The sequence below is a fragment of the Affinundibacterium macrobrachii genome (assembly GCF_014652415.1).
GTDB lineage: Bacteria > Pseudomonadota > Gammaproteobacteria > Burkholderiales > Burkholderiaceae_D > Undibacterium > Undibacterium macrobrachii.
In genome coordinates this window covers 232606-256030 of record NZ_BMYT01000005.1, presented here as the reverse complement: position 1 = coordinate 256030, position 23425 = coordinate 232606, and the positions used below count along the sequence as shown (strand labels likewise).

At 45.5% G+C, this 23425-nt stretch carries 20 protein-coding genes; 7 read left to right on the top strand and 13 right to left on the bottom strand.

The features are described from left to right. From IE103_RS15205 to mpl, 12 genes are all read right to left on the bottom strand, one after another. The coding region (locus IE103_RS15205; protein WP_189346983.1) for a retention module-containing protein at positions 1-2694 on the bottom strand (2694 nt) is incomplete at its 3' end. A gap of 91 nt (positions 2695-2785) precedes the next feature. Next, positions 2786-3391, bottom strand: a complete 606-nt coding sequence (locus IE103_RS15200) for a response regulator transcription factor (protein WP_189346982.1) — start codon at positions 3389-3391, stop codon at positions 2786-2788. A gap of 33 nt (positions 3392-3424) precedes the next feature. Further along, a complete protein-coding gene (locus IE103_RS15195; protein ID WP_189346981.1) occupies positions 3425-4837 on the bottom strand; it encodes an HlyD family type I secretion periplasmic adaptor subunit in 1413 nt (470 codons plus the stop codon). After that, positions 4834-7038: a type I secretion system permease/ATPase gene (locus IE103_RS15190; RefSeq protein ID WP_189346980.1), complete on the bottom strand. Its 2205-nt coding sequence runs from the start codon at positions 7036-7038 to the stop codon at positions 4834-4836. Before IE103_RS15190 ends, IE103_RS15195 begins: the two co-directional genes overlap by 4 nt. A 236-nt stretch (positions 7039-7274) precedes the next feature. Continuing rightward, positions 7275-8249: a magnesium/cobalt transporter CorA gene (gene corA / locus IE103_RS15185; RefSeq protein ID WP_189346979.1), complete on the bottom strand. Its 975-nt coding sequence runs from the start codon at positions 8247-8249 to the stop codon at positions 7275-7277. A gap of 10 nt (positions 8250-8259) precedes the next feature. Further along, positions 8260-8958: a monofunctional biosynthetic peptidoglycan transglycosylase gene (mtgA, locus tag IE103_RS15180; RefSeq protein WP_189346978.1), complete on the bottom strand. Its 699-nt coding sequence runs from the start codon at positions 8956-8958 to the stop codon at positions 8260-8262. Between the two features lie 3 nt (positions 8959-8961). Then, entirely contained in the window at positions 8962-9816 is an 855-nt protein-coding gene (gene aroE, locus IE103_RS15175; protein WP_189346977.1) for a shikimate dehydrogenase, read from the bottom strand. Further along, entirely contained in the window at positions 9813-10709 is an 897-nt protein-coding gene (locus tag IE103_RS15170) for an energy transducer TonB family protein (protein ID WP_229827313.1), read from the bottom strand. Before IE103_RS15170 ends, aroE begins: the two co-directional genes overlap by 4 nt. A gap of 120 nt (positions 10710-10829) precedes the next feature. Beyond that, positions 10830-12932: an RNB domain-containing ribonuclease gene (locus IE103_RS15165; RefSeq protein WP_189346976.1), complete on the bottom strand. Its 2103-nt coding sequence runs from the start codon at positions 12930-12932 to the stop codon at positions 10830-10832. A 34-nt stretch (positions 12933-12966) separates the two neighbouring features. Beyond that, a complete protein-coding gene (locus IE103_RS15160; RefSeq protein ID WP_189346975.1) occupies positions 12967-13560 on the bottom strand; it encodes a chorismate--pyruvate lyase family protein in 594 nt (197 codons plus the stop codon). A gap of 34 nt (positions 13561-13594) precedes the next feature. Beyond that, positions 13595-14164 (bottom strand): YqiA/YcfP family alpha/beta fold hydrolase, encoded by a 570-nt coding sequence (locus IE103_RS15155; RefSeq protein WP_189346974.1) that lies wholly within the window; start codon positions 14162-14164, stop codon positions 13595-13597. 21 nt (positions 14165-14185) lie between these two features. Then, a complete protein-coding gene (gene mpl / locus IE103_RS15150) occupies positions 14186-15613 on the bottom strand; it encodes a UDP-N-acetylmuramate:L-alanyl-gamma-D-glutamyl-meso-diaminopimelate ligase (RefSeq protein ID WP_189346973.1) in 1428 nt (475 codons plus the stop codon). A gap of 153 nt (positions 15614-15766) precedes the next feature. Between mpl and IE103_RS15145 the strand changes: the two genes are divergently transcribed. From IE103_RS15145 to IE103_RS15115, 7 genes are all read left to right on the top strand, one after another. Beyond that, a complete protein-coding gene (locus IE103_RS15145; RefSeq protein WP_189346972.1) occupies positions 15767-16375 on the top strand; it encodes a hypothetical protein in 609 nt (202 codons plus the stop codon). After that, entirely contained in the window at positions 16375-16911 is a 537-nt protein-coding gene (locus IE103_RS15140) for a TlpA disulfide reductase family protein (RefSeq protein WP_189346971.1), read from the top strand. Before IE103_RS15145 ends, IE103_RS15140 begins: the two co-directional genes overlap by 1 nt. Positions 16912-16991: 80 nt before the next feature. Continuing rightward, complete coding sequence (aroQ, locus tag IE103_RS15135; RefSeq protein WP_189346970.1) at positions 16992-17429, top strand: type II 3-dehydroquinate dehydratase; 438 nt, start codon at positions 16992-16994, stop codon at positions 17427-17429. A gap of 136 nt (positions 17430-17565) precedes the next feature. Further along, positions 17566-18036, top strand: a complete 471-nt coding sequence (gene accB, locus IE103_RS15130; protein ID WP_189346969.1) for an acetyl-CoA carboxylase biotin carboxyl carrier protein — start codon at positions 17566-17568, stop codon at positions 18034-18036. A gap of 126 nt (positions 18037-18162) precedes the next feature. Next, positions 18163-19530, top strand: coding sequence for an acetyl-CoA carboxylase biotin carboxylase subunit (gene accC / locus IE103_RS15125; protein WP_189346968.1), 1368 nt, complete (start codon positions 18163-18165; stop codon positions 19528-19530). 217 nt (positions 19531-19747) lie between these two features. Then, the gene (prmA, locus tag IE103_RS15120) at positions 19748-20668 is read left to right on the top strand and encodes a 50S ribosomal protein L11 methyltransferase (RefSeq protein WP_189346967.1); all 921 of its coding nucleotides are present in this window, start codon (positions 19748-19750) and stop codon (positions 20666-20668) included. Between the two features lie 24 nt (positions 20669-20692). Continuing rightward, a complete protein-coding gene (locus IE103_RS15115) occupies positions 20693-22459 on the top strand; it encodes a DUF3426 domain-containing protein (RefSeq protein ID WP_189346966.1) in 1767 nt (588 codons plus the stop codon). An 88-nt stretch (positions 22460-22547) separates the two neighbouring features. Here IE103_RS15115 and IE103_RS15110 read toward each other — a convergent pair whose 3' ends face one another. Next, positions 22548-23417, bottom strand: a complete 870-nt coding sequence (locus IE103_RS15110) for a response regulator (RefSeq protein WP_189346965.1) — start codon at positions 23415-23417, stop codon at positions 22548-22550. Positions 23418-23425 lie beyond the last annotated feature (8 nt).

Below are 23425 nucleotides of genomic sequence, written 5' to 3'. Positions count from 1 at the left end.
GATTGTGGTCGGACCCGACAAGCTGACTGTGTACACCAAATTATTGCCTTCGACCACCGTGTCACCGGCTGGGCCTGCTGCGCCTGGTTCGACTGTGGTGATCGTGGGCCTGTCATCATCAATGATCGATGTAACTAAGCTGGCGTTGCCAATAGTCGCATTAACAGCGTTACTAAGATTAAAAGTGAAATTTTCTGTACTTTCTTCGATTGAGTCATTAATCAATGAAACTACAACTGTTTTTGTTGTCTCGCCTGGAGCAAAAGAGATAGTCCCAGAAGTTCCAACAAAATCACTTGCACTAATCGCAGAGCCGTTATTTGTGGCAAAGTTAACATTAACAGTAGCAATACTAGCTGAGCTTAAACTGACTGTATAAGTTACTGTCCCTGCTGACTCATTGATGCTCGCTGGGCCGACAACACTAATCGAAGGTACCGCTCCATCAATGATGGTTCCGATACCAGTAATTGAGCTAGCGTTCTGAGCGGTTGCCGCAGATAAACTTATAGTCTCATCGCCCTCAAGTATTCCATCAATCTTCGTGGATACCCTCACTTGAAAACTATCCACACCTGCAGGGACAACAATCGTTCCATTCAGTGGATTCCAACTCAAACCACCATCCAGTGAAAATTCTTGTCCTTCATTAGTATCAATGCCGAGAATTGCCGTACCTGAAGAAGCGCTAACTGATACAGAAGTATCATTAGAACTTTTACCACTCAAATTAACGGTAAAAATGAGATCGCCACCTTCGCTAACAGATGGGCTAGAAACACTGCTAACAGTAATCCGGTCATCGTCGTTTCCACCAAATCCTGTACCGTCATCAAAAATAGTCGTTGAGACCGATCCATTACCAATAGTTGCATTAATCACACCTGAAAGACTCACGTTAAAATTTTCAGGTCCTTCAAAAATAGAATCATTTATAATATTGACTGTGATTACCTTGGTAGTTTCTCCCGGTTCAAAAGTAACACTACCTGAGACAGCACCATAGTCACTTCCATTTAGGGCAGTCCCATCGCTACTTTGATAGTTAACGCTCACTGGAGTGGTACTTGGTCCGCTTAAACTAATCGTATAACTAACCGATCCCACTCCTTCATTTACACTGGTGGGGCCACTAATATTTACTGACAAAACAGTACTATCTACAATAGTTCCAGTACCAACTACTGGTGACGTATTTTGCGAAGTACCTCCAGAAAGAGATATTGTTTCCCTACCTTCAATTAAATTATCAGTCAATGTCGCAACGCGAACTTGAAATCCAATTGAACCCGGTGGAACGAGCACCACACCGTTAAATGGCCTCCAAGATCCTCCACCATCCACAGAATATTCTTGAACCCCAGTGTCTACCCCTAAAATCGCAGAGCCTGAGGCGAGGCTCACACTGACTTCGGTGTCAGTATTACTTACACCACTTAAACTAACATCAAATACAAGCGGTCCACCTTCGTTAACAGTCGGACTTGAAATGCTACTCACCACCAGTGCCTCATCACGAATATTGACTGAAGTACTGCCACTACCAATTAAGGCATTGCTTGGATTTGACAAGTTAACACTAAAATTTTCTAAGTTTTCAAAAATACGATCCGCAGTAATTGGCACTGAAATAGTTTTTGTTGTCTCGCCAGGGGCAAAGACGATATTTCCCGCAACTGGTGTAAAGTCACTACCAGCGATAGCTGAACCGTTAGCAGTAGCGTAATTAACGGAAACAGTCGCTGTGCTTGCAGAATTTAAGCTGACCGTGAACGTCACCACCCCAGTCGACTCGTTAACTTCAACCGGGCCACTAATAGACAGTACCGGAGCTGCGGCGTCAACAATCGAACCAGTGCCGCTGACTACTGAAACATTAGATGATGTACTTGCAGTCAATGAAAAATTTTCATTACCCTCAATCAAACCATCGTTAACAGTATTCACACGAACGATCACACTCGTCACACCAGCTGGAACATCAACGCTCCCCCCACTGAATGGAATAAACGATTGTCCACCATTAAACGAGACGAATTGCGTGCTCGTATCAAAACCGAGTGTTGCACTACCCGAAGAGAGAGACAAATTCAATTGAATAGTTTGCGTGCTAGGCGCAGAGAGTTCTACCGTGAAATCTTGGCTAGTACCCTCACCACTACTTGGCGACGATACAGAGATGACATTAGGAACTTCGTTGACAACGACTGGTGGAGCGTCTTGCTGTGTTTGAGTAGTTGAAGTAGTGGTGGTGACGGCTACGATACTTGCTGGAGTGATACTCTCAGCAATTCGTCCAACCCGCACAAAATTATTTCCATCACTAGCTTCACCACCGCCCAAACCTGCCGCTGTTTCTTCTAGTAATTGATCAAGGCTATCGCCGCCTATAATCGCCTTCGCGACATTTTGTTGGTTAGCGTCCGCTGGCAATAAGGCGGCCTTTGCGATGTCGGATTGGCTAGGCGCAAACACAGACGCATCAAGCGTCACAGTTTCATTTTGACGAACTAAGTAATGATGGCCGGAATCAAATGCTAATTCGACTTGGGCACCTGGTGCGGTAATGATGATGTCTTTTTCATAGACGACATCACCTACTTTGAGTTGATGTTGCTTACCATCAGGAGACTTGATGAAAGCTTGACCTTGAAGCGCAACTACTTTGCCAATAATATTTGCTGAATTTGCCATTTTGAGTCTCCAGACGGATAAATTGAATATCCAGACTCTAACAAATCCATTTCAGCCAAGTAATTGTACCTAAGTACTAGAGAAAATCGATTTAACCTTCTTTTACAAGCAAGGCGAGTTGCAAACGATTTTTTAATTGCAATTTATCAAGAACTGCGCCGACATGCGCCTTTACGGTTCTTTCCGTGATATGCATTTTTGAAGCAATTTCTTTGTTTGTCAGACCAATCGCAATTGCCTTCGCCACTTCCAGCTCACGGCCAGTCAAAACTTTAGCCCATTTACCAATAGCTAAATCTAACTGGGGTGCCGCTGGTGCTGCCCCGCCGATTAACTTCTGCATGATGGATTCGCCAATCCAAATCCCACCTTGCTCTACAACACTCGCAATATTTAATAAAACCTCAGCGCCTGCATGCGTATTGCAATAAGCTTTTGCCAACATTGAAAATGCTGCCAATGCTTCTAGATCATTTGGGATGTCACTCATGACCACGATCAAAGCTGCAGGTGCAGCAGCTTTCACTGGTGCCAATTGTTCTGCGATAGTTTGACCCGACCTTAAATGCATCCAAATGATTGATTTACCGTTGCTAGGCAATCTACTAAGTTTAGGAATTTCCATGGATTTAACCAAGGGAAAGCTTTTCTTCAAAGCAGTCGGAATTTCCATCGTTGCCGAGCTGAAGAAGTGCATCGTTACACAATTTTGGTCAAACAATTTCATCACCTAGCGCTCAGTAAATGCCGCTTGTTTTGCACGCAAAACGGGTTTTAACATATAAGACAGGATAGTCTTTTTACCAGTAATGATATCAACCTCCGCCACCATACCTGGAATAATCGGCTGTCCGCCTTCCAAAGTCGATTTATTCGTCGAAACCCGCACGGTGTAAAAGGTATTGCCTCGTTCATCGGTCACCGAATCGGCACCGATATGCTCTAATTTTGCATCCAAGCCGCCGTATGTGGCGAAGTCGTAAGCAGAGAACTTCACCACCGCTTTTTGCCCTGGCACCAAGAATGCGATATCTTTTGGTGCGACTTTCGCTTCCAAAATCAACTTACCGTCACTTGGAACAACTTCAACCACATCGCGACCAGGCTGAACCACGCCACCGACAGTATTAACCAATAATCGCTTGACAGTACCGCGTACTTGCGAACGAATGGCGGTCTGTTTAACTTTGTCCGCCAAGCCGGTGCCAGTTTGAATCAATGAATTTAAACGTGCCATCGTTTCTGATAATTCTTTGCTGGCATTATTACGTACAGCTAATTCAACTTCTTGAATCTTACGCATAGCCTCAGACATTGCAGCGCCAGAGCGGGCGATCTGTGCAGTAGCAACATCTTTTTCGCCTTTAAATCGAGAAACATCACGTTCCAAGCGCAGCAATTCCACCTCTGACACAGCACCAGTCGCTAACAAGGGCTTGGTAACATTCAATTCCTTCAAACTAGATTCATAAGCATTTGTAGCTTGTTTTTGGCGTGCAATCGCTTCTGCTTGCTCTTGACTACGTTGCTCGTATTGCTGTCTCGCGATTGAGACTTGTGTGTTTAACTCAGAAGTCGCAGTTTCATATAATTTTTGCTCTTCTTCGGCTGTCTTAGGATCTTCGGCAACCACTTCTGGCGGTGGCACAAAAGCTTTTCCCTCACCAATCGCTCGCAAGCGTGCTGCTTTCGCAGTCAATGATAAATACAAGGCTCGATTTTCATTCACGGATGCTTCGAATCGGGTCGGGTCAATCTGTAATAAAACCTGCCCCTCATTGACGACCTGCCCCTCTTTTACCAAAATATCGGTAACGATACCGCCATCCAAACTGGGATAAACTTGTAGCTGCTGAGAAGGAATGACCTTGCCTTCTCCTTTGGTAATTTCATCGACGTGCACAAACGCAGCCCACAACACAAACAACACGCAAACTACAATCACCGCGCGCAGTAAGATGCGTGCACGCAAAGGTTCCTGCTGCGCAATGATACTATCCGCATCACGCATGAAATCTGATTCAGGCAAACTGACATCGTCTTGCCAGCGTTGCAGCCATCCACCCGGCGTCATCCCCAAACGCAAACGCAGACGCTCTAATAAAGACAAGACGCCAAGTCCTAATCGTTGCCAGAACTTCATAATTTCGCTCTTCCAATTTGACCAGTTTGCAACGCATGCATAACTTTGTCGCGCGGCCCATCCGCCACAATCACACCATGATCAAGCACGATAATGCGTGTGGCCAAATCCATCAAACTCGGTCTATGCGTCACAATAATCATGGTCTTATGTTTGCCATAACGTCCGATGCGATCTTTAAATTGTGCCTCTGAAGGATAATCCATCGCACTCGTTGGCTCATCGAGCAGCAAAACAGGCGGATCCAGCAAAGCAGCTCGCGCAATCGCAATACTTTGACGCTGACCGCCAGAAATCGATTCGCCGCGCTCGCTGATCGCCATATCAAAGCCTTCTGGATGGCTATTAACAAACTCTGTTAAGCCTGCCAACTCAGCAGCGGCAACGACCGCACGATCATCCGCATAAGGCGCTCGAATCGTAATATTTTCTCGTAAGCTGCCGTAGAACAACATCGAATCTTGTTCTACGTATCCTAAATTTCGGCGCAAATCAGCAGGATCTAATTGTCGCAAGTCGACATCATCTAGTAGCACGGCTCCCTTAGTCGGTGCATACAAGCCCAAGATTAATTTCTCTAAGGTGGATTTACCAGATCCAATACGACCAATAATGACCACATGTTCGCCTTGTGCGATTTTAAAACTCACACCGCGCAACGCTTCTTCAGTTCGGCCAGGATAACTAAAATGAACATTACGAAATTCGATTTGCCCTTTAATTTCAGGTCGGTGAATGAAAGCGGTTTCGTCACTACGTTCCGTTGGTGTCGCCATGATATTTTCTAAGGACGCCAGCGAATTTTTTGCACCTTCAAATTGCAACATCAAGCCAACTACTTGTGCTACCGGTGCCATTGCTCGCCCCGCCAACATGGTTGCAGCAATCAAGCCACCCATAGACATCATTTTTTCTTGAATCAAATAAACGCCCGCAATCACCACCGCCACATTCACTAGTTGCTGAATCGTAGAAGCGCCATTGATACTCGATGAAGATAGCAATTTGAGTTCAGAATTAACTTTCGCGAGAAATGCGGTGGTTTTTTCCCATTTCTCTTGCATCTGGCTCTCTGCACCGTGCGCTTTGATTGTTTCTAAGGCAGTTAGACTTTCCACCAAGGTGGAATTTCGTAGCGCGGCAGCACGGAAGGTCGTTTCCGACAATTCACGCATTTTGTGCTGAACCATATAGCTATAGATCACCACCAAAATGATGCCGATAATCGGTAGTAACACGATAGGCCAAGCAATCCAAGCTAGTACAAATAAGAACAGAATTGCAAATGGCAGATCAATCAAGGCAGTGACAGTCGCAGACGCAATGAAATCACGCACGGTTTCAAATGAACGCAAATTCGAAGCAAAGGCACCAACCGAGGCCGGACGTTCCGACATACGCATGCCCAATACCCGCTCCATAATCAAGCCGGATAATTTGAGATCGATGCGATTACTAACTAAATTAATGAAGTGTCCGCGCAAGACACGAATGGCGTAATCTAAAAGTAAAACTAAAATAATCCCACCAGCGAATACCCATAAAGTTTGAAACGCAAAATTCGGCACCACACGGTCGTATACGTTCATGGTGAACAAGGGCATTGCGATCGCAAACAGATTAATTAGTAAGGCAGCGGCAAGAATATCTTTAAAGATAGGACTTTGTTCCAACACAGCGCCCCAGAACCAATGACGCTGCGGAACTTCAACCAATGGTGGGGTACGTCGATCAAACCGGAAATGGGGGCGCGAAAAAATCGCGACTCCTGTGTAGCGCGCCAATAATTCTTCTCGACTTAGACTCACCGCACCTTGCCCAGAATCCGGCATCAGTAATTGCGCACGTTCACCATCGCTACCCCAACCTTGCAATAAACAAGCTTCATTATTTTTGAGTAGCAAAATCACGGGCATTAAAGCTGCGTCGATTTTTAACAACTCTCGGCGCACAACTTTGGCAGAGAAACCCGCATGGGCCGCAGCTCTTGCAAATAAAGAAGGGGTTAATCCCGCTGCAGGCAATGGCAGACCTGCCGTCAAGGCCGCACGCGTACTCGGCCGACCATGGATTCGGGTTAGCTCAACCAAACAATCGAGCAAAGGATCGCGATGCAAAATATCTTCTCGAATACCCGAGCCGAATCCCGTGCTATTGCTTGGTTTATCAGTTTGAGGAGTTAAATTTTCTTGCTGAGTCATGCGATTGCCGCCATCGTAAATCCCTACCATTCCACTCTAAGCTTCACCAGTGACAACTTAGTGAAGTACATCAGTCTGCAGCTAGCTAATTTGCTTTCACCCGACGGAAAACTTATCTGGTTGATTTTACAATAGCAAGAATATTCCTGAAAGGAAATTCGCAATCAAAAATCAGGCGTTTACAATTCTTAACGAATTTATGGCAACAAACGAATTGGTGCTCTTATTTGATTATCTTATTTTAGCCATCCTCGACGCTTGAAATACCAAAACGGTGTGATCGCGGAAACCAGCATCAAACTAAGCGCAAACGGATAACCAAATGTCCAATCCAATTCAGGGAACCAAACCTTGAAGTTCATCCCATAAATACTCGCGATCAAAGTTGGCGGCAAGAAAGCTACCGATGCGACGGAGAAAATCTTAATAATCTTATTCTGATTAATATTAATAAAACCGACGGTGGCATCCATCAAGAAGTTAATCTTATCGAACAAAAACGAGGTATGACCATCAAGCGATTCAATATCGCGCAGAATCTGTCTTGCCTCTTCAAACTGCTCCGCATTGAGCAAACGTCCGCGCATTAAGAAACTGACCGCACGCCGTGTATCCATCATATTGCGGCGTATCCTGCCGTTCAAATCTTCCTCTTGCGCGATCGCGTTCAAAGCAACGGCTGCATCTTGATCTGAAAAATCCTTTTGCAGTACGGCTCGACTAACGTCTTCCAAATTTTGATAAATACCTTCTAATGCATCCGCAGAATATTCCGCATCGGTCGCATACAAATCCATTAACACGTCTTTGTAATCGGCAATTGAGCCTGGACGCGAACGTGCGCGCATTCTAACTAGGCGAAATACCGGCAAATCGACGGTGTGCACAGAGAACAAAATTTCACGTGCCAAAATGAAAGCGACGGTGACCGTACGTGCAGGCTCATCATCATCGTCATCATCAATCAAGAAGTCAGTGCGTAGATGCAAGTCGCCATTGTCCGCCTCGTAGTAACGAGCCGAAGCTTCGATGTCTTTGACCTCGTCTTCACCTGGCAAAGTCACACCGTAAATGCCTTTCACCCATTCACGCTCTTCCTCGTTTGGATCAGTTAAATCTACCCACACTGGCAAGGTATTTTCTAGATCCTCTCGACTCTCGATGTGTATTTGACTCAGGCGTCCATTGTGTAAAACAAATACATTGATCATGCCAACTCCTTTATCGCGCTGGTAACTCTGACGAGTTCATGCGACGTAAAATAATTTCACTGCGTTTTTGCAAATACGCCGACCCAGTATTTTTATCGTAGTATCGCGGCTTTGGCAGCATCACTGCAAGACGGGCTGCTTGCGCTGGTGATAAGGATGCTGCACTGATGCCGTAATAATGGCGAGCCGCCGCTTCCGCACCAAACACGCCAATCCCCCACTCTACTGAATTCAAATAAATTTCAAAAATGCGCTCTTTATCCATGCACATTTCCAACATGAAGGTAATAATTAATTCTTGTCCTTTGCGAAAATAACTGCGTTCGCCAGACAAGAATAAATTTTTCGCTAATTGTTGGGTAATGGTTGATCCACCAGAAACCACTTTGCCCTTTTTCTTATTTTTTTCAAAGGCTTTTTGCATCGCATCCCAGTCTACGCCATCGTGTTCTGAGAAACCATCATCTTCGGAAGCAATCACTGCACGCTTCAAATTCCTGGAAATTTTCGAATAGTCGACCCATTTATGTTTCAAAACAAACTTAGGATCTTTCTCCTGCAAAATAGCTTCTTGCTGACGCATGAAACTTGTTGACTCTGGATTAAAGCTACGCCACCAAATAATTTGAATCAAAAAATACAATTGTAGAAGCAAGAACAAACTAATCGGCAGAACAATCAACCAAAATAAAATGCGTTTCAACTTCATATTTCAAACGCCCCCTTTAGTACGAAAATGCGCGAACAACGGAGCCGTTTGCGGTCTTACACCACGCCAGATAAAAAAAGCTTCCGCCGCTTGTTCCAATAACATCCCCAAACCATCACGCGTGCGGGCACCAGCTTGTTCAGCGTAACGATTGAAACTGGTTTGCCCATCGCTATACATCATGTCATATGCCAAACTGGTGTCACAGAAAACCGTATTGGGAATTGGCGGCACCTCACTTTGTAGGCTCGCCGAAGTCGCATTAATAATGACATCGAAGCTACCATTCAAGGCTTGCCATGTTTTCGCCTTAATATCACCACGATAAGTTTTTGTGGCATGCGCTAATTGCACCAAATCTTCCGCTTTCGATATGGTACGGTTTGCTATCGTCAAACTGGCAGGCTGTTGCGCCAACAGTGGCAATAGCGCGCCACGCGCCGCACCGCCGGCGCCTAATAACAAAAGCCGACGCCCAACAATCGCGGTCTTTGCGTTTTTTGTGATATCTCGCACCAGACCGACACCATCGGTGTTGTCACCAACAATCATCCCATCAGAAAACGTCAGTGTGTTGACGGCGCCCGCAATGGCTGCTCGCTCGCTCAATTGATGAGCCAAAGCATAGGCCTCCAACTTAAACGGTACAGTGACATTCGCGCCCTTCCCCCCTTCGGCAATAAATTGCTGTACCGAGGCGGTAAAACCATCAAGCGGCGCTAGCCTTGCAGCATATTTCAACGCTTGCCCAGTCTGACTAGCAAACATCGCGTGAATGATAGGCGACTTACTATGATGAATTGGATTACCAAACACGCAATAGCGGTCTAACTGCGCCGAGCTATTGAACGCACTCATTGCTGACCTCCGCGCATCTCGGTTTCTAATTGCTGTTCACGCGTAAACTTGAAGCGCGTGATCACAATCCAAATATCATCTTTGTCTTTCGAACGCATATTCGGCGGAAAATGCCCAAATGGCGCGGCCTTCCTAATAATTTTTAATGCAGCTGCATCTAATGCGGCATTTCCCGATGATTTCTCCACTTTGGGTCCCCCACCTTTTTCATAGATGGTGCCATCTTGAAAAATCGGGATATAAATAATCACTTCGCCGTAGAGTTTTTTACCATTCACCTGAGGGAAATTAATGGTTCCCACCTCTTCGACTTTTTTCTGCAGTGCTTTGTAATAAATTGCATGCCCAACAGCTTGCGTACTCGGCGATAAAAATGTCTTTCGAGGACGTTTGTTTTGATCTTCAATCGCTTGTGAGACTTCAGTAATCGAACGCGCTAACATTTTGCTGCTATCTAACTGGTCTCGCCCGTTTTCAGCTTGTTGATTGTCCTCTAATTGTTTTTTGTCGAGTACGCGCTGCGATTTAAAACGCGTTTCATTACGCACTTGATCGATCAACTGTTTTTGACGCTCTTCTAGTTCTTGAATTTTTCGCTGCGCAACCAAGACGCTATCACCATCTTCTGTTCGACGCATATCAGGTAATGGTGACTTCGCACGCCCTTCATCATTCGCACCGCCACCATCTAAATTCACCTGCGCTAATGCTTGCGCTTGCATCGGGCGTTTGGCGTGTTTTGCATTGACTAAAATGATTTCCAAACCTGGATCGTGTGCTGGCACTGGCTCAGGCGGCGGCATCACGAAATGCACCATCAAGGCGACCGCGTGCACTAGCACTGAAGCGAGCGCTGCCATACTAAGAATCAAATTATCGAGAATGATTTTCACAAATTAAATTCCACACTACATCAAGCTTACACAAAATTGGCGCAGCGAAAGTCGGTCGCCAAGCAGATCAAACAAAGCACTTGCAGTTCTTGCATTAAGCCGATTGATTTGTATTCGGCACTACATCGCGCCATCTGATTTTGGATCAAGACCTTCAGCCAAATCGACAACCGAATTTGATTCTTGCAGCGCCAAATCTTGATCACCATCGACTTCTGTCGTCAGCGAATGTGCTACATCCGACTCAATTAATTCAGTCTCTGGCGCAACTTGATCCACAACTTCGTCTTCTGGTGCCTCTTCTAAATCTTCATCGGTCGATGTCGCCAACATTTCTAGCAAACGCACTTCGATACTCAAGTCCAACTCATCCCAACGAATCACTTCGAGTCGAACCTGCGCGCCACGCGCCATTTGTGGCATACCGGGCAGACGAATGATCAGCGGGATTTCCAACAAACGCAAGACTTCATCTTTTAATACAACAGCATCGACTTGCTGACGTTTTTCTTGGCCTAACCAACGCAAACACCAATAGCGTTCCATATTGGTTTGGAAATCACCGTAGGCCGCGTAAGCCGCATCAAACCCCGACACGATCGCAAACAAATCTGCATCTTTTGGTTTGAAAGGAGCTACCAGCGCTGCAGTCACACCATGCTGCACACAAGCAATGATCTGCCATTGATTGACCAAATCGGTATACCGACGCAAAGGTGAAGTGCTCCAAGCATACTGGTCCACCCCTAATCCTTGATGGGGCGCGGCATGTGTCACCATTCGAACCTGCATCTTGGCTGCCCAACCGCCAGAGCCACCACCTTGAGCGCGATAGATGCCAGGAATACCATGATCGGCTAACAACTTACCCCAAGTGCTGTTCGCCAAAATCATCAACTCTGCAACGATTTTATCTAAAGGCGCACCACGCTTACGCCGCACGATACTAACCACGTCATCTTCAACATAAAAATTAAAATCGACGCGATTGGTTTGTTCTGGCTTTAAGCCAAAGCTTTCACGCTTGGCCATACGCCCTGCTTCTAATACTTGTACCCATTTCCACAACAAGGCGATATCAGCCTTATGCGGATAATCGCCTGCGTCGTTCGCAAGATTTTCTTCTGTGACTAATGCATCAAGCTCGTTATGGCGAAGATTTGCTGCGATAGGTACCGCTTCGACCTTGGTTTCGGTGCTGAGGATGCTCCAATCACTCATATTCACCGTGACATATAGAGACACCGCTGGACGTGTTTGCCCCTCACCCAAAGTGTAAATATCCACCAGAGAATCAGGCATCATCGTAATTTTGTCGCCAGGCATATAGACTGTCGACATACGAGCGCGAGCCATCAGATCCACGGCATCATTACGTTGTATACCTAAAGCCGGTGCAGCAATATGAATACCAACTTTAACGGTGTGATCATCAATATGCGTGATCGATAGAGCATCATCGATTTCGGTTGTCGTCACATCATCGATAGAAAATGCTCGCACATCGGCGACAGGTAAATCTTGCGGCAAACTTGGCAAGGCGATTTGCGGAAAACCAGATCCTTTCGGGAAATGCTCCAGCAAAAATTTAGACAAGTGAAAGTCTTTCGCGCTTTTTAATCCGCCACTTGCCAACATCAAGCGCGCTGGATTCATTTGCATCGCAGAACAAGCTTCAACCAATGCTTTATATTCAATGCTGTTTTTGTCAGGTTTAAACAATAATTGCAAACCCAAACTCTTAAATTGTTCAGGCAAACGCAATTGCTTCAATTCTTCAACATAAGCAGCTTGAATAACCGCTTGCTGCTTCTTCTTTTCTATGCCTGCTAATGCTGCTTTAAGTGCCGTCTCTGGTGCAGCCTTATAGCGGCCGCGTCCCTTTTTATAAAAATAAAACGGCGCACCATGTAAGGCCAAAATCAAACCAGCTGCCTCTACCGCTTGTGGTGCATGCCCAAAATACTCCGCTCCCAATTCGGCAAAACCAAACTCTTCTTGACCCGCAACTTCCCATAAAAATTCAAGATCGATTTCAGTACTTTGTTGCTTCGCTTGTTCCAACAATTCTTGTGGAGTTGGCGCAGTAAATTGCAATAAAACGTCTTTGGCTTTCACCTTGGTTCGTTTGCCACTGGCTAGCTCTACCTGATATGCCTCACCCGCTTGCGACAACACGCTACCTGCCTTGAAATCACCGGATTCTTCAAAAAATAAATTCATGCTGTCTGTCTTCTAAAATACTTACATCTTTACATTACTGCGACGACAAATTCGAATGCGCAACCAAGCGCAAATGTTGTAGCGTCGGCAAAAATACTTCTGTCACCAATAACTTTGCGCCGTGGCGCGTAAATACGGAACGTCGCGCCCACAAGTGCGTCAATCCCAACAGATCACCCTGCTGAATAAACTCACAATGCTGAATACGCCGCATGAGTGGATGCGTCCAACTCAATCGTGCATATTGCAATTGACCACGTTGCACCATAGGATCGTTGAACAAAGTCGTGCCCAAAGAACGGTTTCCTAATGATGCAAATAAAGGCCACTCTTGCGCATTTGCTGTGAGCGGCACGATGGTATGTGCGTATACAACCGCAATATCATCACATCGCAATAAAACTTCTCGCTCCACTACTTGCTGCGGTTTCGCCAAGTCAATTTCTGCAAACTCATCCGGCAAACACATCGCGCGACCTTGGTACAAACGCTGCACTCGAAATTGCTGACTATGCGCAATTAAACGCTCAGTTAATGAATCGCGATTGCTTAACCAATCCGCCATCATCGGCGTCGCTTGCACACCATTAGTATGCGTATGCCATTGAGCGACTCTAGGTCGATGCATTTGTTTTTGCCCTGACGACAGAACGGATAAAGAACTATTCCGCATCACAGAACGCCATCACGGTCTCAATATACTCAGCAAACTCACTCACACCGTGGTCACTACCTTGAATAATCAATTGTTTTGCCTGTGGATAATGATCAACCATGTCGCGCCAGTCTAAAACTTCATCTCCGGTTGCGGCGATCAAAAAATAACGTTCAGGTCGCGTAATCGTATCAATCGCAAATCGCTTCAACTCATCGATGTAAGCGTGCTTAAACTCAAACGGCTCATCACTATGAAAAGCGGAGGTGACACCGACGTATTTTTCTAAATCACGCGGTGGCTTCACAGCAGGATTAACCAACACAGCTTTGCAATCATTTTGCTCCGCCAAGTAGGTCGCATAATAGCCACCTAAGGATGAACCAATTAAAACCAAGCGATCATCGCGACGCTGATTGATTAATTCTTGTGCCAAGGCGATCGCCGCAGCAGGCGAAGCAGGCAACTGTGGGCAAACAAAGTCATCCGCACGCCCAATGCTGGCATAGTGTTGTGCCAATAAGCGCGCTTTAAATGAGCTCGGCGAGGAACGAAATCCGTGCAAGTACAAAATCATTGTCGTTACGATCTAGCTAATTCATTGCGCAGAAGATGCGGTCTGAAATTTCAAAGCCAACGCATCTAACAATAGTTGATGCACACCACCGAAACCGCCATTACTCATCACCAAAATTGCGTCTCCGGATCGCGCCTCGTTAACAATATCGCGCACTAATTCATCTAGTTGATGATGTGCTTTTGCCTTGCTACCCAATGGAGAAAAAGTATCACTCAAATTCCAATGAATCGCATCTTTTCCATTCTGTGCACCATAGACATATACCAAGTCCGTAGCTTCTAAACTAGTTGGCAAGGCTTGCTTAATTGCCCCCATCTTCATCGTATTTGAACGCGGTTCCAACACAGCCAAAATGCGTCCTGAACCCACTTTGCGGCGCAATCCTTGCACTGTTGTGGCGATGGCGGTGGGATGATGGGCAAAATCATCAATCACTTGAATGTCGGCGACCACACCACGCACTTCCATGCGGCGCTTCACATTGATAAATTCAGATAGCGCAGCAATCGCGGTCACCGGTTCAACCCCGACATGACGTGCAGCTGCGATCGCAGCTAAAGCATTTAAACGATTATGGGCGCCATTTAAGTTCCAGCGAACTACACCCTGCAACTGTGCTTTGAAATACACTTCAAAATCTTCTGATTCACCCAATTGCAAAGACCAATCGACTTCAGCATCCGAAGCACTATCACTGAAAAATTCCTTTTCACTCCAGCAACCACGATGTATTACGCGTGCTAAAGCTGGCTCTTTTGCATTCACGATCAAACGACCAATACCTGGCACTGTGCGCACCAAATGATGAAACTGGGTTTCGATCGCGGCAAGATCAGGAAAAATATCCGCATGATCGAATTCTAGATTATTTAGAATCGCTGTCTTCGCGTGATAGTGCACAAACTTACTACGCTTATCAAAAAACGCAGTGTCATATTCGTCTGCTTCAATTACAAAAAAGTCGGAGGTTTTACCTTGACCTTCTACGGTGTCGCCAGATAAGCGCGCAGAAATACCAAAATTCAACGGCACGCCACCAATCAAAAATCCTGGTGCGTAGCCGGCATACTCCAAAATCCATGCCAACATGGATGCGGTTGTGGTCTTACCATGAGTACCCGCGACTGCCAACACCCATTTATCGCGTAATAGCTGCTCACCTATCCACTGTGGTCCTGAAACATATGGCAATCCTCGATTCAAAATCGCTTCCATTAAAGGATTACCGCGCGACACCACGTTACCAATCACGAACAAATCTGGTTGCAGATCCAGCTGTGCTGGGTCAAAACCTTCGATCAGTTCAATTCCTTGCGAGGCTAATTGTGTACTCATGGGTGGATACACATTCGCATCACAGCCAGTCACACGATGACCAGCTTGTTTAGCCAATACTGCCAGCCCGCCCATGAAGGTACCGCAAATACCTAAAATATGAATATGCATAAAAAAACGCCAACTTTCCAAGATGCCTGATCATGAAGGTGGCAAGTTCAATCCTGCTCATCCGATTCAATTTGACCAATTTTTTTCAATTGCCGCAATTCTACCTGAGCAAGCTCGCAGGCAGGACTAAACCGAATGCGATATGATGCGCAAATGACGAATTTTATTTTTAATGATGGCGACTCAGTCACCCAAATACGCGAAGAAATTGCCTCGCTTGCGGCAAAATTCATCGCCGAAGAAGGTGCCGAATACGGCGCAGCCAAGCGGCGCGCGGTCAAACAATTGCTTGGCAATCAAAAGCTAAACGGCAACATTTTGCCGGACAATGCGCAAATTGAACAACAAGTGCGTGAGTATCAAGCAATCTTCTTCGCCGATAGCCAGCCTGCACGATTGTTACACTTGCGACAATTAGCCGCAGCTCTAATGCAAGAACTGAACGCATTCAATCCGTATATCATTGGCGCAGTTTTAAACGGCACTGCGGGCGAACACTCCGATATTTATTTACAGCTTTACACTGACAACAGCAAAGATGTTGCGATTTACCTATTGAACTTAGGGGTCGACTACGAAGTCTCAGAACATCAAGGCAAACGCGGTGAAGCGCTTGAGACTTTGAGTTTTATCCACAAGAATGAAGGCGTTCATCTATTGGTGCATGATATCGACGATCTTCGCCACACCGATAAAAATGAACGCGCCAATTTGAGCAATTTACTGACCTTAATAGAAAACCAACAATTGGGAACTATGTGATGAATAAACGTTTCACCATCTCCGCCATCTTGATCGGCTTAATCTTTACTGGCCTCGGTGCAACTCTAGGCGCAAAGAAATTCGAACCGGCTCCTGCTGCCGATACTGCGGCCCAACAATTGTTCGGACTCACCTTAAATGATGCAAGCGCCAAACCGCAAGCAATCAAGCAATGGCAAGGAAAGTTTCTTGTCGTTAATTTCTGGGCTACTTGGTGCAAACCTTGTGTGGAAGAAATGCCAGAGTTAGTCGAATTGCAAAAAGAGTTTGCGAATAAGAATGTGCAATTACTTGGTTTGGGTATCGACACACCAAGCAATATTGCAGACTTTGCAAAAAAATATCAAATTAGCTATCCCGTTTTTGCTGCTGGTATGGATGGCACTAGCCTGTCACAAGCGATGGGAAACAAAGCTGGTGGGCTTCCCTTTACCGTCTTAATTTCACCTGAAGGAAAAGTCTTAAAAGCTTATACCGGACGCTTAAAAATGCCGGAATTGAAAGCCGATATCCTAAGACTAAACACAAAAAAATAAAAAGATACTGGATTTTTGCTTGCCAATTAGGAGCAATTAACGGCAAAATGCCTGCAACTTCGGCAAATTCATCAAATTCTATGGCACGCAAGATCTTGCTTATCAATGGTCCCAACCTGAATTTATTAGGCACCCGCGAACCAGAAGTGTATGGAAAACAAACACTTAGTGACATAGAAAATGCAGCAGAGCAACAAATTAAAGCCGCCAACGGTGTTTTCTTATGTTTTCAAAGTAATCACGAAGGCGCTTTAATCGACCGAATCCACGCAGCACGCACCGAACAAGTTGACGCAATTGTAATCAATCCAGGTGGTTACACCCACACTAGTGTTGCTTTGCGCGATGCTTTGGCAGGTGTTGCGATTCCATTTGTCGAAGTCCATATCTCAAATATTCATCAACGAGAAGCATTTCGACATCACTCTTATCTTTCCGATATAGCCAAAGGTGTGATCTGTGGTCTAGGCACAGATGGATATCGCTTTGCGATTGACTTTGCATTAAAAAACCTTTAAATTCTCGCATCTTCACGCAATTAACATACATTCATCACACAAATATGAATTGCGTCAATTCCAAAAATAGCATTTTAGCGACCAAAAGTATGCCTAAATGCACAGATAAACGCCCTCAATTTTCAGGAGATTTCACATGGATTTAAGAAAACTCAAGACCCTTATCGACCTCGTTGCAGAATCCGACATTTCTGAGTTGGAAGTCACCGAAGGCGAAGGTAAAGTTCGTATCGTGAAATCCGCACCCGCTCAACAAGGGCAAATGGTGATGATGCAGCCACAAATGCAGACCATGATGCAACAAGCCGCAGCAGCGCCAGCAGCTGCACCAATCGCTGCCGCGGCTGCTCCAGCATCACCTGCAGCAGTTGAAGGCCATGTAGTCAAATCACCAATGGTTGGCACTTTCTACCGCGCAGCCTCACCTGGTTCTGCACCATTCGTAGACATTGGCAAAAATGTAAACAGTGGTGACACTTTATGCATTATCGAAGCGATGAAATTGCTCAATGAAATCGAAAGCGATTTCTCTGGCAGCATCAAGCAAATTTTGGTCGAAAATGGTCAACCGGTCGAATTTGGCCAACCATTGTTTATCATTGCTTAATTCCAGCACGACCTATCAGCACGACTAGCTTGATGATGCCATTTGATTCGCCAGTCAATCTGGCGAAAACAAAATTTACCGCTCCCAAGCTTTCGGACTGCAACCTCTGCCAAAGCAAAATATATTATGTTTGAAAAAATTCTGATCGCCAATCGTGGCGAAATTGCCCTCCGTATTCAGCGCGCCTGCCGCGAAATGGGCATCAAAACCGTAGTCGTTCACTCTGAAGCTGACCGCGAAGCCAAATACGTCAAACTCGCTGACGAATCGGTTTGTATCGGCCCAGCACCATCTAATCTCAGTTACTTAAGCATGCCGGCAATTATCAGTGCCGCAGAAGTTACTGATGCGCAAGCGATTCATCCTGGCTACGGATTTTTATCTGAAAACGCCGATTTCGCTGAACGCGTTGAACAATCTGGCTTTGTTTTCATTGGTCCTCGTGCCGAATCAATTCGTTTGATGGGTGACAAAGTCTCCGCTAAGCACGCCATGATTGAAGCGGGCGTACCTTGCGTACCAGGTTCAGACGGTGCCTTACCTGATGATCCTAAAGTGATCGTCCAAACTGCACGTAAAGTCGGCTATCCGGTCATCATCAAAGCCGCTGGTGGTGGTGGTGGTCGCGGTATGCGCGTGGTTCATACCGAAGCAGCGTTGTTAAATGCTGTCACTATGACCAAGACCGAAGCGGGTGCAGCATTCGGCAATCCAGAAGTGTATATGGAAAAGTTTTTGGAAAATCCACGCCACGTGGAAATCCAAATCTTAGCTGATCAACACGGCAATGCTGTTTGGTTGGGTGAGCGCGATTGCTCCATGCAACGTCGCCATCAAAAAGTTATTGAAGAAGCCCCTGCTCCAGGCATCCCACGTAAAACAATCGAAAAAATTGGTAATCGTTGCGCTGAAGCTTGCCGCAAGATTGGCTACCGTGGTGCGGGTACTTTTGAGTTTCTCTATGAAAACGGTGAATTCTATTTCATCGAAATGAATACGCGCGTACAAGTTGAACATCCGGTCACCGAAATGATTACAGGCGTGGATATCGTTCAAGAGCAAATTCATATCGCGTTTGGCAACAAGCTACGCTTCAAGCAATCCGATATCGAGTTACGTGGTCACTCAATCGAGTGCCGCATTAACGCTGAAGACCCATTCAAATTTACGCCATCACCTGGACGTATCGCAACTTGGCATACACCGGGCGGCCCTGGCATCCGCGTTGATTCGCACGCTTATGCTGGCTACTTCGTACCACCAAATTACGACTCGATGATAGGCAAAGTGATTTCTTACGGAGCGACGCGCGAACAAGCAATTCGTCGTATGCAAATTGCCTTGTCTGAGATGGTCGTTGAAGGAATTCAAACCAACATTCCGCTGCACCGCGAATTGATGGTCGATGCACGTTTTATTGAAGGTGGTACCAATATTCATTATTTAGAGCATAAATTGGCAGATATGCCTGTGCTATCTAAAAAAGATAAATAAACCATCGGCAATAAGATTGCTTAGGTAGTTTCCATGACGCGATTGAGATACTATATTCAATCGCGTTTTTTGATTAGAACTTGCGAAAAACAAAAACTAAGGTCGTTATGCTCGTAGCAAGCTGCCTAATTGACGGAATTTTGCGTAAGCACTATTAATTTAATTCGTCTGCATTGTTCCATGCGACGAAACGTATTTTGAATTTGAAAGCATATTTATGGCCTGGGTCGAGATCCTGATTGAAGTTGCGCGCGATCACGCAGAAAATTTATCCGACGCACTAATGGATGCAGGTGCTTTATCTGTATCAGTAGAAGATGCCGATGAAGGAACAGACGCTGAAAAACCATTATTCGGTGAACCGGGCATGGAAATCACTGAACGCGCGTGGGAACGTAGTCGTGTTGTTGCCTTAGCAGACACAGACATCGACCATGCTGCGCTGGTGGCGGAAGCGGCAGCGTCAATCAAATTGGCAACTGTGCCATCATTCACCACGCGCAGTGTAGAAGAACAAGATTGGGTGCGCCTAACGCAATCTCAATTTGAACCAATTCATATCGGCAAAAATATCTGGGTGGTACCAAGTTGGCATGAAATCCCTGACCCGCAAGCGTTGGTGCTAGAGCTAGATCCGGGCTTGGCGTTTGGCACAGGCAGTCACCCAACGACACGTTTATGCATGGAATGGTTAGAAGCGCATGCCCCCAGCAATTTATCGGTGCTCGACTATGGTTGCGGCTCTGGAATTTTAGCGATGGTAGCGAAAAAACTCGCGGCGAATAAAGTAGTCGGCGTAGACATCGATCCTCAAGCAATTGAATCAGCGAATTTCAATGCCGAACGCAATCAATGCGATATCGAGTTCTCACTACCAGAAGCATTTGGTGACACATATCCGTCGACACATCAATTTGATGTTGTGGTTGCTAACATTCTTTCAAGCCCATTGAAACTGATGGCACCAATGCTCTCGGGTCGAGTCGCAGAAGGTGGCGCACTGATTCTATCTGGCGTGTTAGCACGTCAAGCTGAAGAAGTTGCCGCTGCTTATGCCCCTTTCATCAAATTGAGTGTTTGGCAAGAGCGCGAAGGCTGGGTCGCTTTACACGGTCGCCGTTCCTCATCCAACAACTGAACTTCAGCATCGAACACATACATCATGGCACTCGCGACCCAATGTCCTCATTGCTACACCAGCTTCCGGGTCGCGAATGACCAGCTAAAGCTACACGCGGGAATGGTTCGATGCGGCTCTTGCAAGCTCACCTTTAATGGCATCGAACATTTGCTTGCACCCGGTGAGGCACCACGCAAACGGCCTGATTCCAAGCTGACAGAATCAGCAAGTGAGCAACAAACACCAAGCTCACTTCAACAGGAAGCTGCAGTCGAGGACACAACGCCGCTTAGTTCTAGACAAACTGAACCGCAGCATCAATCAAGTTTAGACGAACATCCGATCGCATCTGATGCAAGGGAACAGTCTCATCATCCTGAAATAGCTCCAGATGAAGCGAGTCAAGATGGCGATGAACATAAACCTCAAATTACGGCAGAATTTATTGCTGAGTTTGGAGCTGAGTTTGAAGCAGGTTCGGACATTGTAGAAGCAGATGCTCAAAATGATCAGCTAGATGCAGCTGATTCAAAAAATCGAGAATTCGATTTTGAATCTAATCGTCAATCTGGCGAAGAACACGACTTCGTAACAGCAAACGATGAAGCTACACAAGAACAAACGCAGGATACGATAGACATAAATGCGTCACCGATTGATACCACTGCGCCAGCTTTAAATCTGGACTCAAATCCCGATTCGAATTTAGCTCCAGAATTCAACTCTGATGTAGAAACCAAAGAAAAATCCAATTCAAATTCGGATCAAGAGCTTGATGAATTTGAGCAATTGATGAATTTAGGTTCGGCATCAGAGTCGGTTCATAGCCAGCAACAGCAAAACTTAATGCAGCAATTCTCGGCACAATTAGAAACAATTGAGCCCGAGTTAGGTGTCAGTGGCACTACAGAGCCTAAGCCTGAAAGCAATTCAAACGATAAACAGAAGCCTTCCCCCCTAACTGGCAAGTTGGAGTTCGAGCTTACGTCTGAAGAGCGCGCCCTAGTTGAACAAGCGGATTTATTACATCAATTAGAATTAGAGAATCGAATCGCAACGCTTGATGAAGATGCCAAAGAATGGTCTAGACATGAACCTCATTTAGGCGAAGTTCTAACAGAATCAGCGTTAACGAGTCGTCCGCCTTCATTTACGTCTTCGCATGCAACAACTGTACGAAGCAGCGCAGATTCCGACGCACATACGGATACAATATATACAGAGGAACAGATCGAAAGCATTTCTGATTCACAGCCACCAGCCGAGATTGATGGAGATGAAGAAACACCTAAATTTGTGCTGCAGGCAGAAAAAAAACGGCGCTATGGAAAGTGGCAAACAATTGCTTTGTTTTTTTCATGTCTAGTATTGGTCTTCGCTATCCTATTACAAGGTGGGTATTTCTTCAGAACACAAATTGCAGCACAATGGCCAGCAACTAAGCCGCACTTGCTACGTGCATGTCAAATGATTGGATGCCAAATCAAGTTACCGGCAGAGCGCCGTATGTTAGAACTGGTTGGAAGCGAGTTGTTGATCTTAAACGAAGAGTTAAGAATCAACACCTTAGCATTTCAAATTCAAAATAAGAGCTCTACCATTCAAGAATGGCCAGCGCTAGAGTTAACTTTAAAAGATCGTCGCGGCAAAACTGTATTGCAAAAAGTTTTCCAAGCGAGTGAATATCTGAATACAAAATCGGATCTACCAAAGGGAATTGCCGCACTCAGTGAGAGCAATCACAAACTATATTTTGAGCTGAATATCGCAAAGGCATCCAACTATCAGGTAGAAATTTTCTACCCTTAAAGTTTGGCTCTAAAACATTAGCAAATAAAACCAGTAAATAAAAAAGAGCGGCTAGATAAACTAAGCCGCCCCCTTCCCCTTCACTGCATCATCCTTTTTTGCGCAAATTTCGATAGCGCTCAGCGCGTGCTGAAATCGAGGCAATCAATTTTTCTGGATCTATAGGCTTGGTTAAAAAATCATCTGCACCAGTTTCCATTGCGCCTAATTGCTTTTGCATCTCTGTCTCAGAGGACAAAAACACGATAGGAATTTCGACATACAAATTATTCTGACGGATAACCTTTGCCATTTCTATGCCATTACATTGAGGCATATATAAGTCAGTTAAAATGAGTTCTGGTTTAAACTTTTTTATCGCATCAAGAATTTCTGTCGGATCCATCAACGAACGCACGTGCATACCGGCACTACTTAACACGGCATCAAAAAAGCTTAAGAAAAATTCGTCATCATCAACGACCAATACGCGATAAGAGCGTACCGTGTTTTTTGCAATCTTCTCGTCAATTTTTACGCTTAAAGCCTGGGCATCAATCGGTTTAATAAAATAACCTTCCGCACCCTCACGTACCGCCAATAATCTATCCTCAAAATTATCATTTGCCGAAATATAAATCACTGGAAAGCTAGTGATCACGCGGGTCGACATTGCAGCTTTAGCCAACTTACCTGCCTCAGAATCGATATCTAACACAGCAGCTGCCGGTGCTCTCACCAAAATCGCGGAGCGGAACTCCTCCAAATCAGAAAAACCTACCACTTCATGATCATACACACCCAAGGCATTACTTAATTCTTGAACATAACTATTATCTGCAGAATAGATATAAACAAGATCAAAATACCGCGTCGGTTCTTGTTCAGATAACTCACTCATTACGATGTCTCCTAGTGTTTCTTCGTCAGCCATTTGCTGGTTCTGTTCTGCATATACATCCAATTCGTCTCGGCTCATATCATCTC

Bases quoted from the DNA above. Each gene is read 5' to 3' on its own strand.
- IE103_RS15160 (WP_189346975.1), bottom strand. From the start codon at position 13,560: ATGCATCGACCTAGAGTCGCTCAATGGCATACGCATACTAATGGTGTG.
- accC (WP_189346968.1), top strand. From the start codon at position 18,163: ATGTTTGAAAAAATTCTGATCGCCAATCGTGGCGAAATTGCCCTCCGT.
- accB (WP_189346969.1), top strand. From the start codon at position 17,566: ATGGATTTAAGAAAACTCAAGACCCTTATCGACCTCGTTGCAGAATCC.
- IE103_RS15145 (WP_189346972.1), top strand. From the start codon at position 15,767: ATGACGAATTTTATTTTTAATGATGGCGACTCAGTCACCCAAATACGC.
- prmA (WP_189346967.1), top strand. From the start codon at position 19,748: ATGGCCTGGGTCGAGATCCTGATTGAAGTTGCGCGCGATCACGCAGAA.
- mpl (WP_189346973.1), bottom strand. From the start codon at position 15,613: ATGCATATTCATATTTTAGGTATTTGCGGTACCTTCATGGGCGGGCTG.
- mtgA (WP_189346978.1), bottom strand. From the start codon at position 8,958: ATGAAGTTGAAACGCATTTTATTTTGGTTGATTGTTCTGCCGATTAGT.
- IE103_RS15190 (WP_189346980.1), bottom strand. From the start codon at position 7,038: ATGACTCAGCAAGAAAATTTAACTCCTCAAACTGATAAACCAAGCAAT.
- aroQ (WP_189346970.1), top strand. From the start codon at position 16,992: ATGGCACGCAAGATCTTGCTTATCAATGGTCCCAACCTGAATTTATTA.
- IE103_RS15195 (WP_189346981.1), bottom strand. From the start codon at position 4,837: ATGAAGTTCTGGCAACGATTAGGACTTGGCGTCTTGTCTTTATTAGAG.
- IE103_RS15200 (WP_189346982.1), bottom strand. From the start codon at position 3,391: ATGCACTTCTTCAGCTCGGCAACGATGGAAATTCCGACTGCTTTGAAG.
- IE103_RS15140 (WP_189346971.1), top strand. From the start codon at position 16,375: ATGAATAAACGTTTCACCATCTCCGCCATCTTGATCGGCTTAATCTTT.
- IE103_RS15115 (WP_189346966.1), top strand. From the start codon at position 20,693: ATGGCACTCGCGACCCAATGTCCTCATTGCTACACCAGCTTCCGGGTC.
- aroE (WP_189346977.1), bottom strand. From the start codon at position 9,816: ATGAGTGCGTTCAATAGCTCGGCGCAGTTAGACCGCTATTGCGTGTTT.
- IE103_RS15165 (WP_189346976.1), bottom strand. From the start codon at position 12,932: ATGAATTTATTTTTTGAAGAATCCGGTGATTTCAAGGCAGGTAGCGTG.
- IE103_RS15110 (WP_189346965.1), bottom strand. From the start codon at position 23,417: ATGAGCCGAGACGAATTGGATGTATATGCAGAACAGAACCAGCAAATG.
- IE103_RS15155 (WP_189346974.1), bottom strand. From the start codon at position 14,164: ATGATTTTGTACTTGCACGGATTTCGTTCCTCGCCGAGCTCATTTAAA.
- corA (WP_189346979.1), bottom strand. From the start codon at position 8,249: ATGATCAATGTATTTGTTTTACACAATGGACGCCTGAGTCAAATACAC.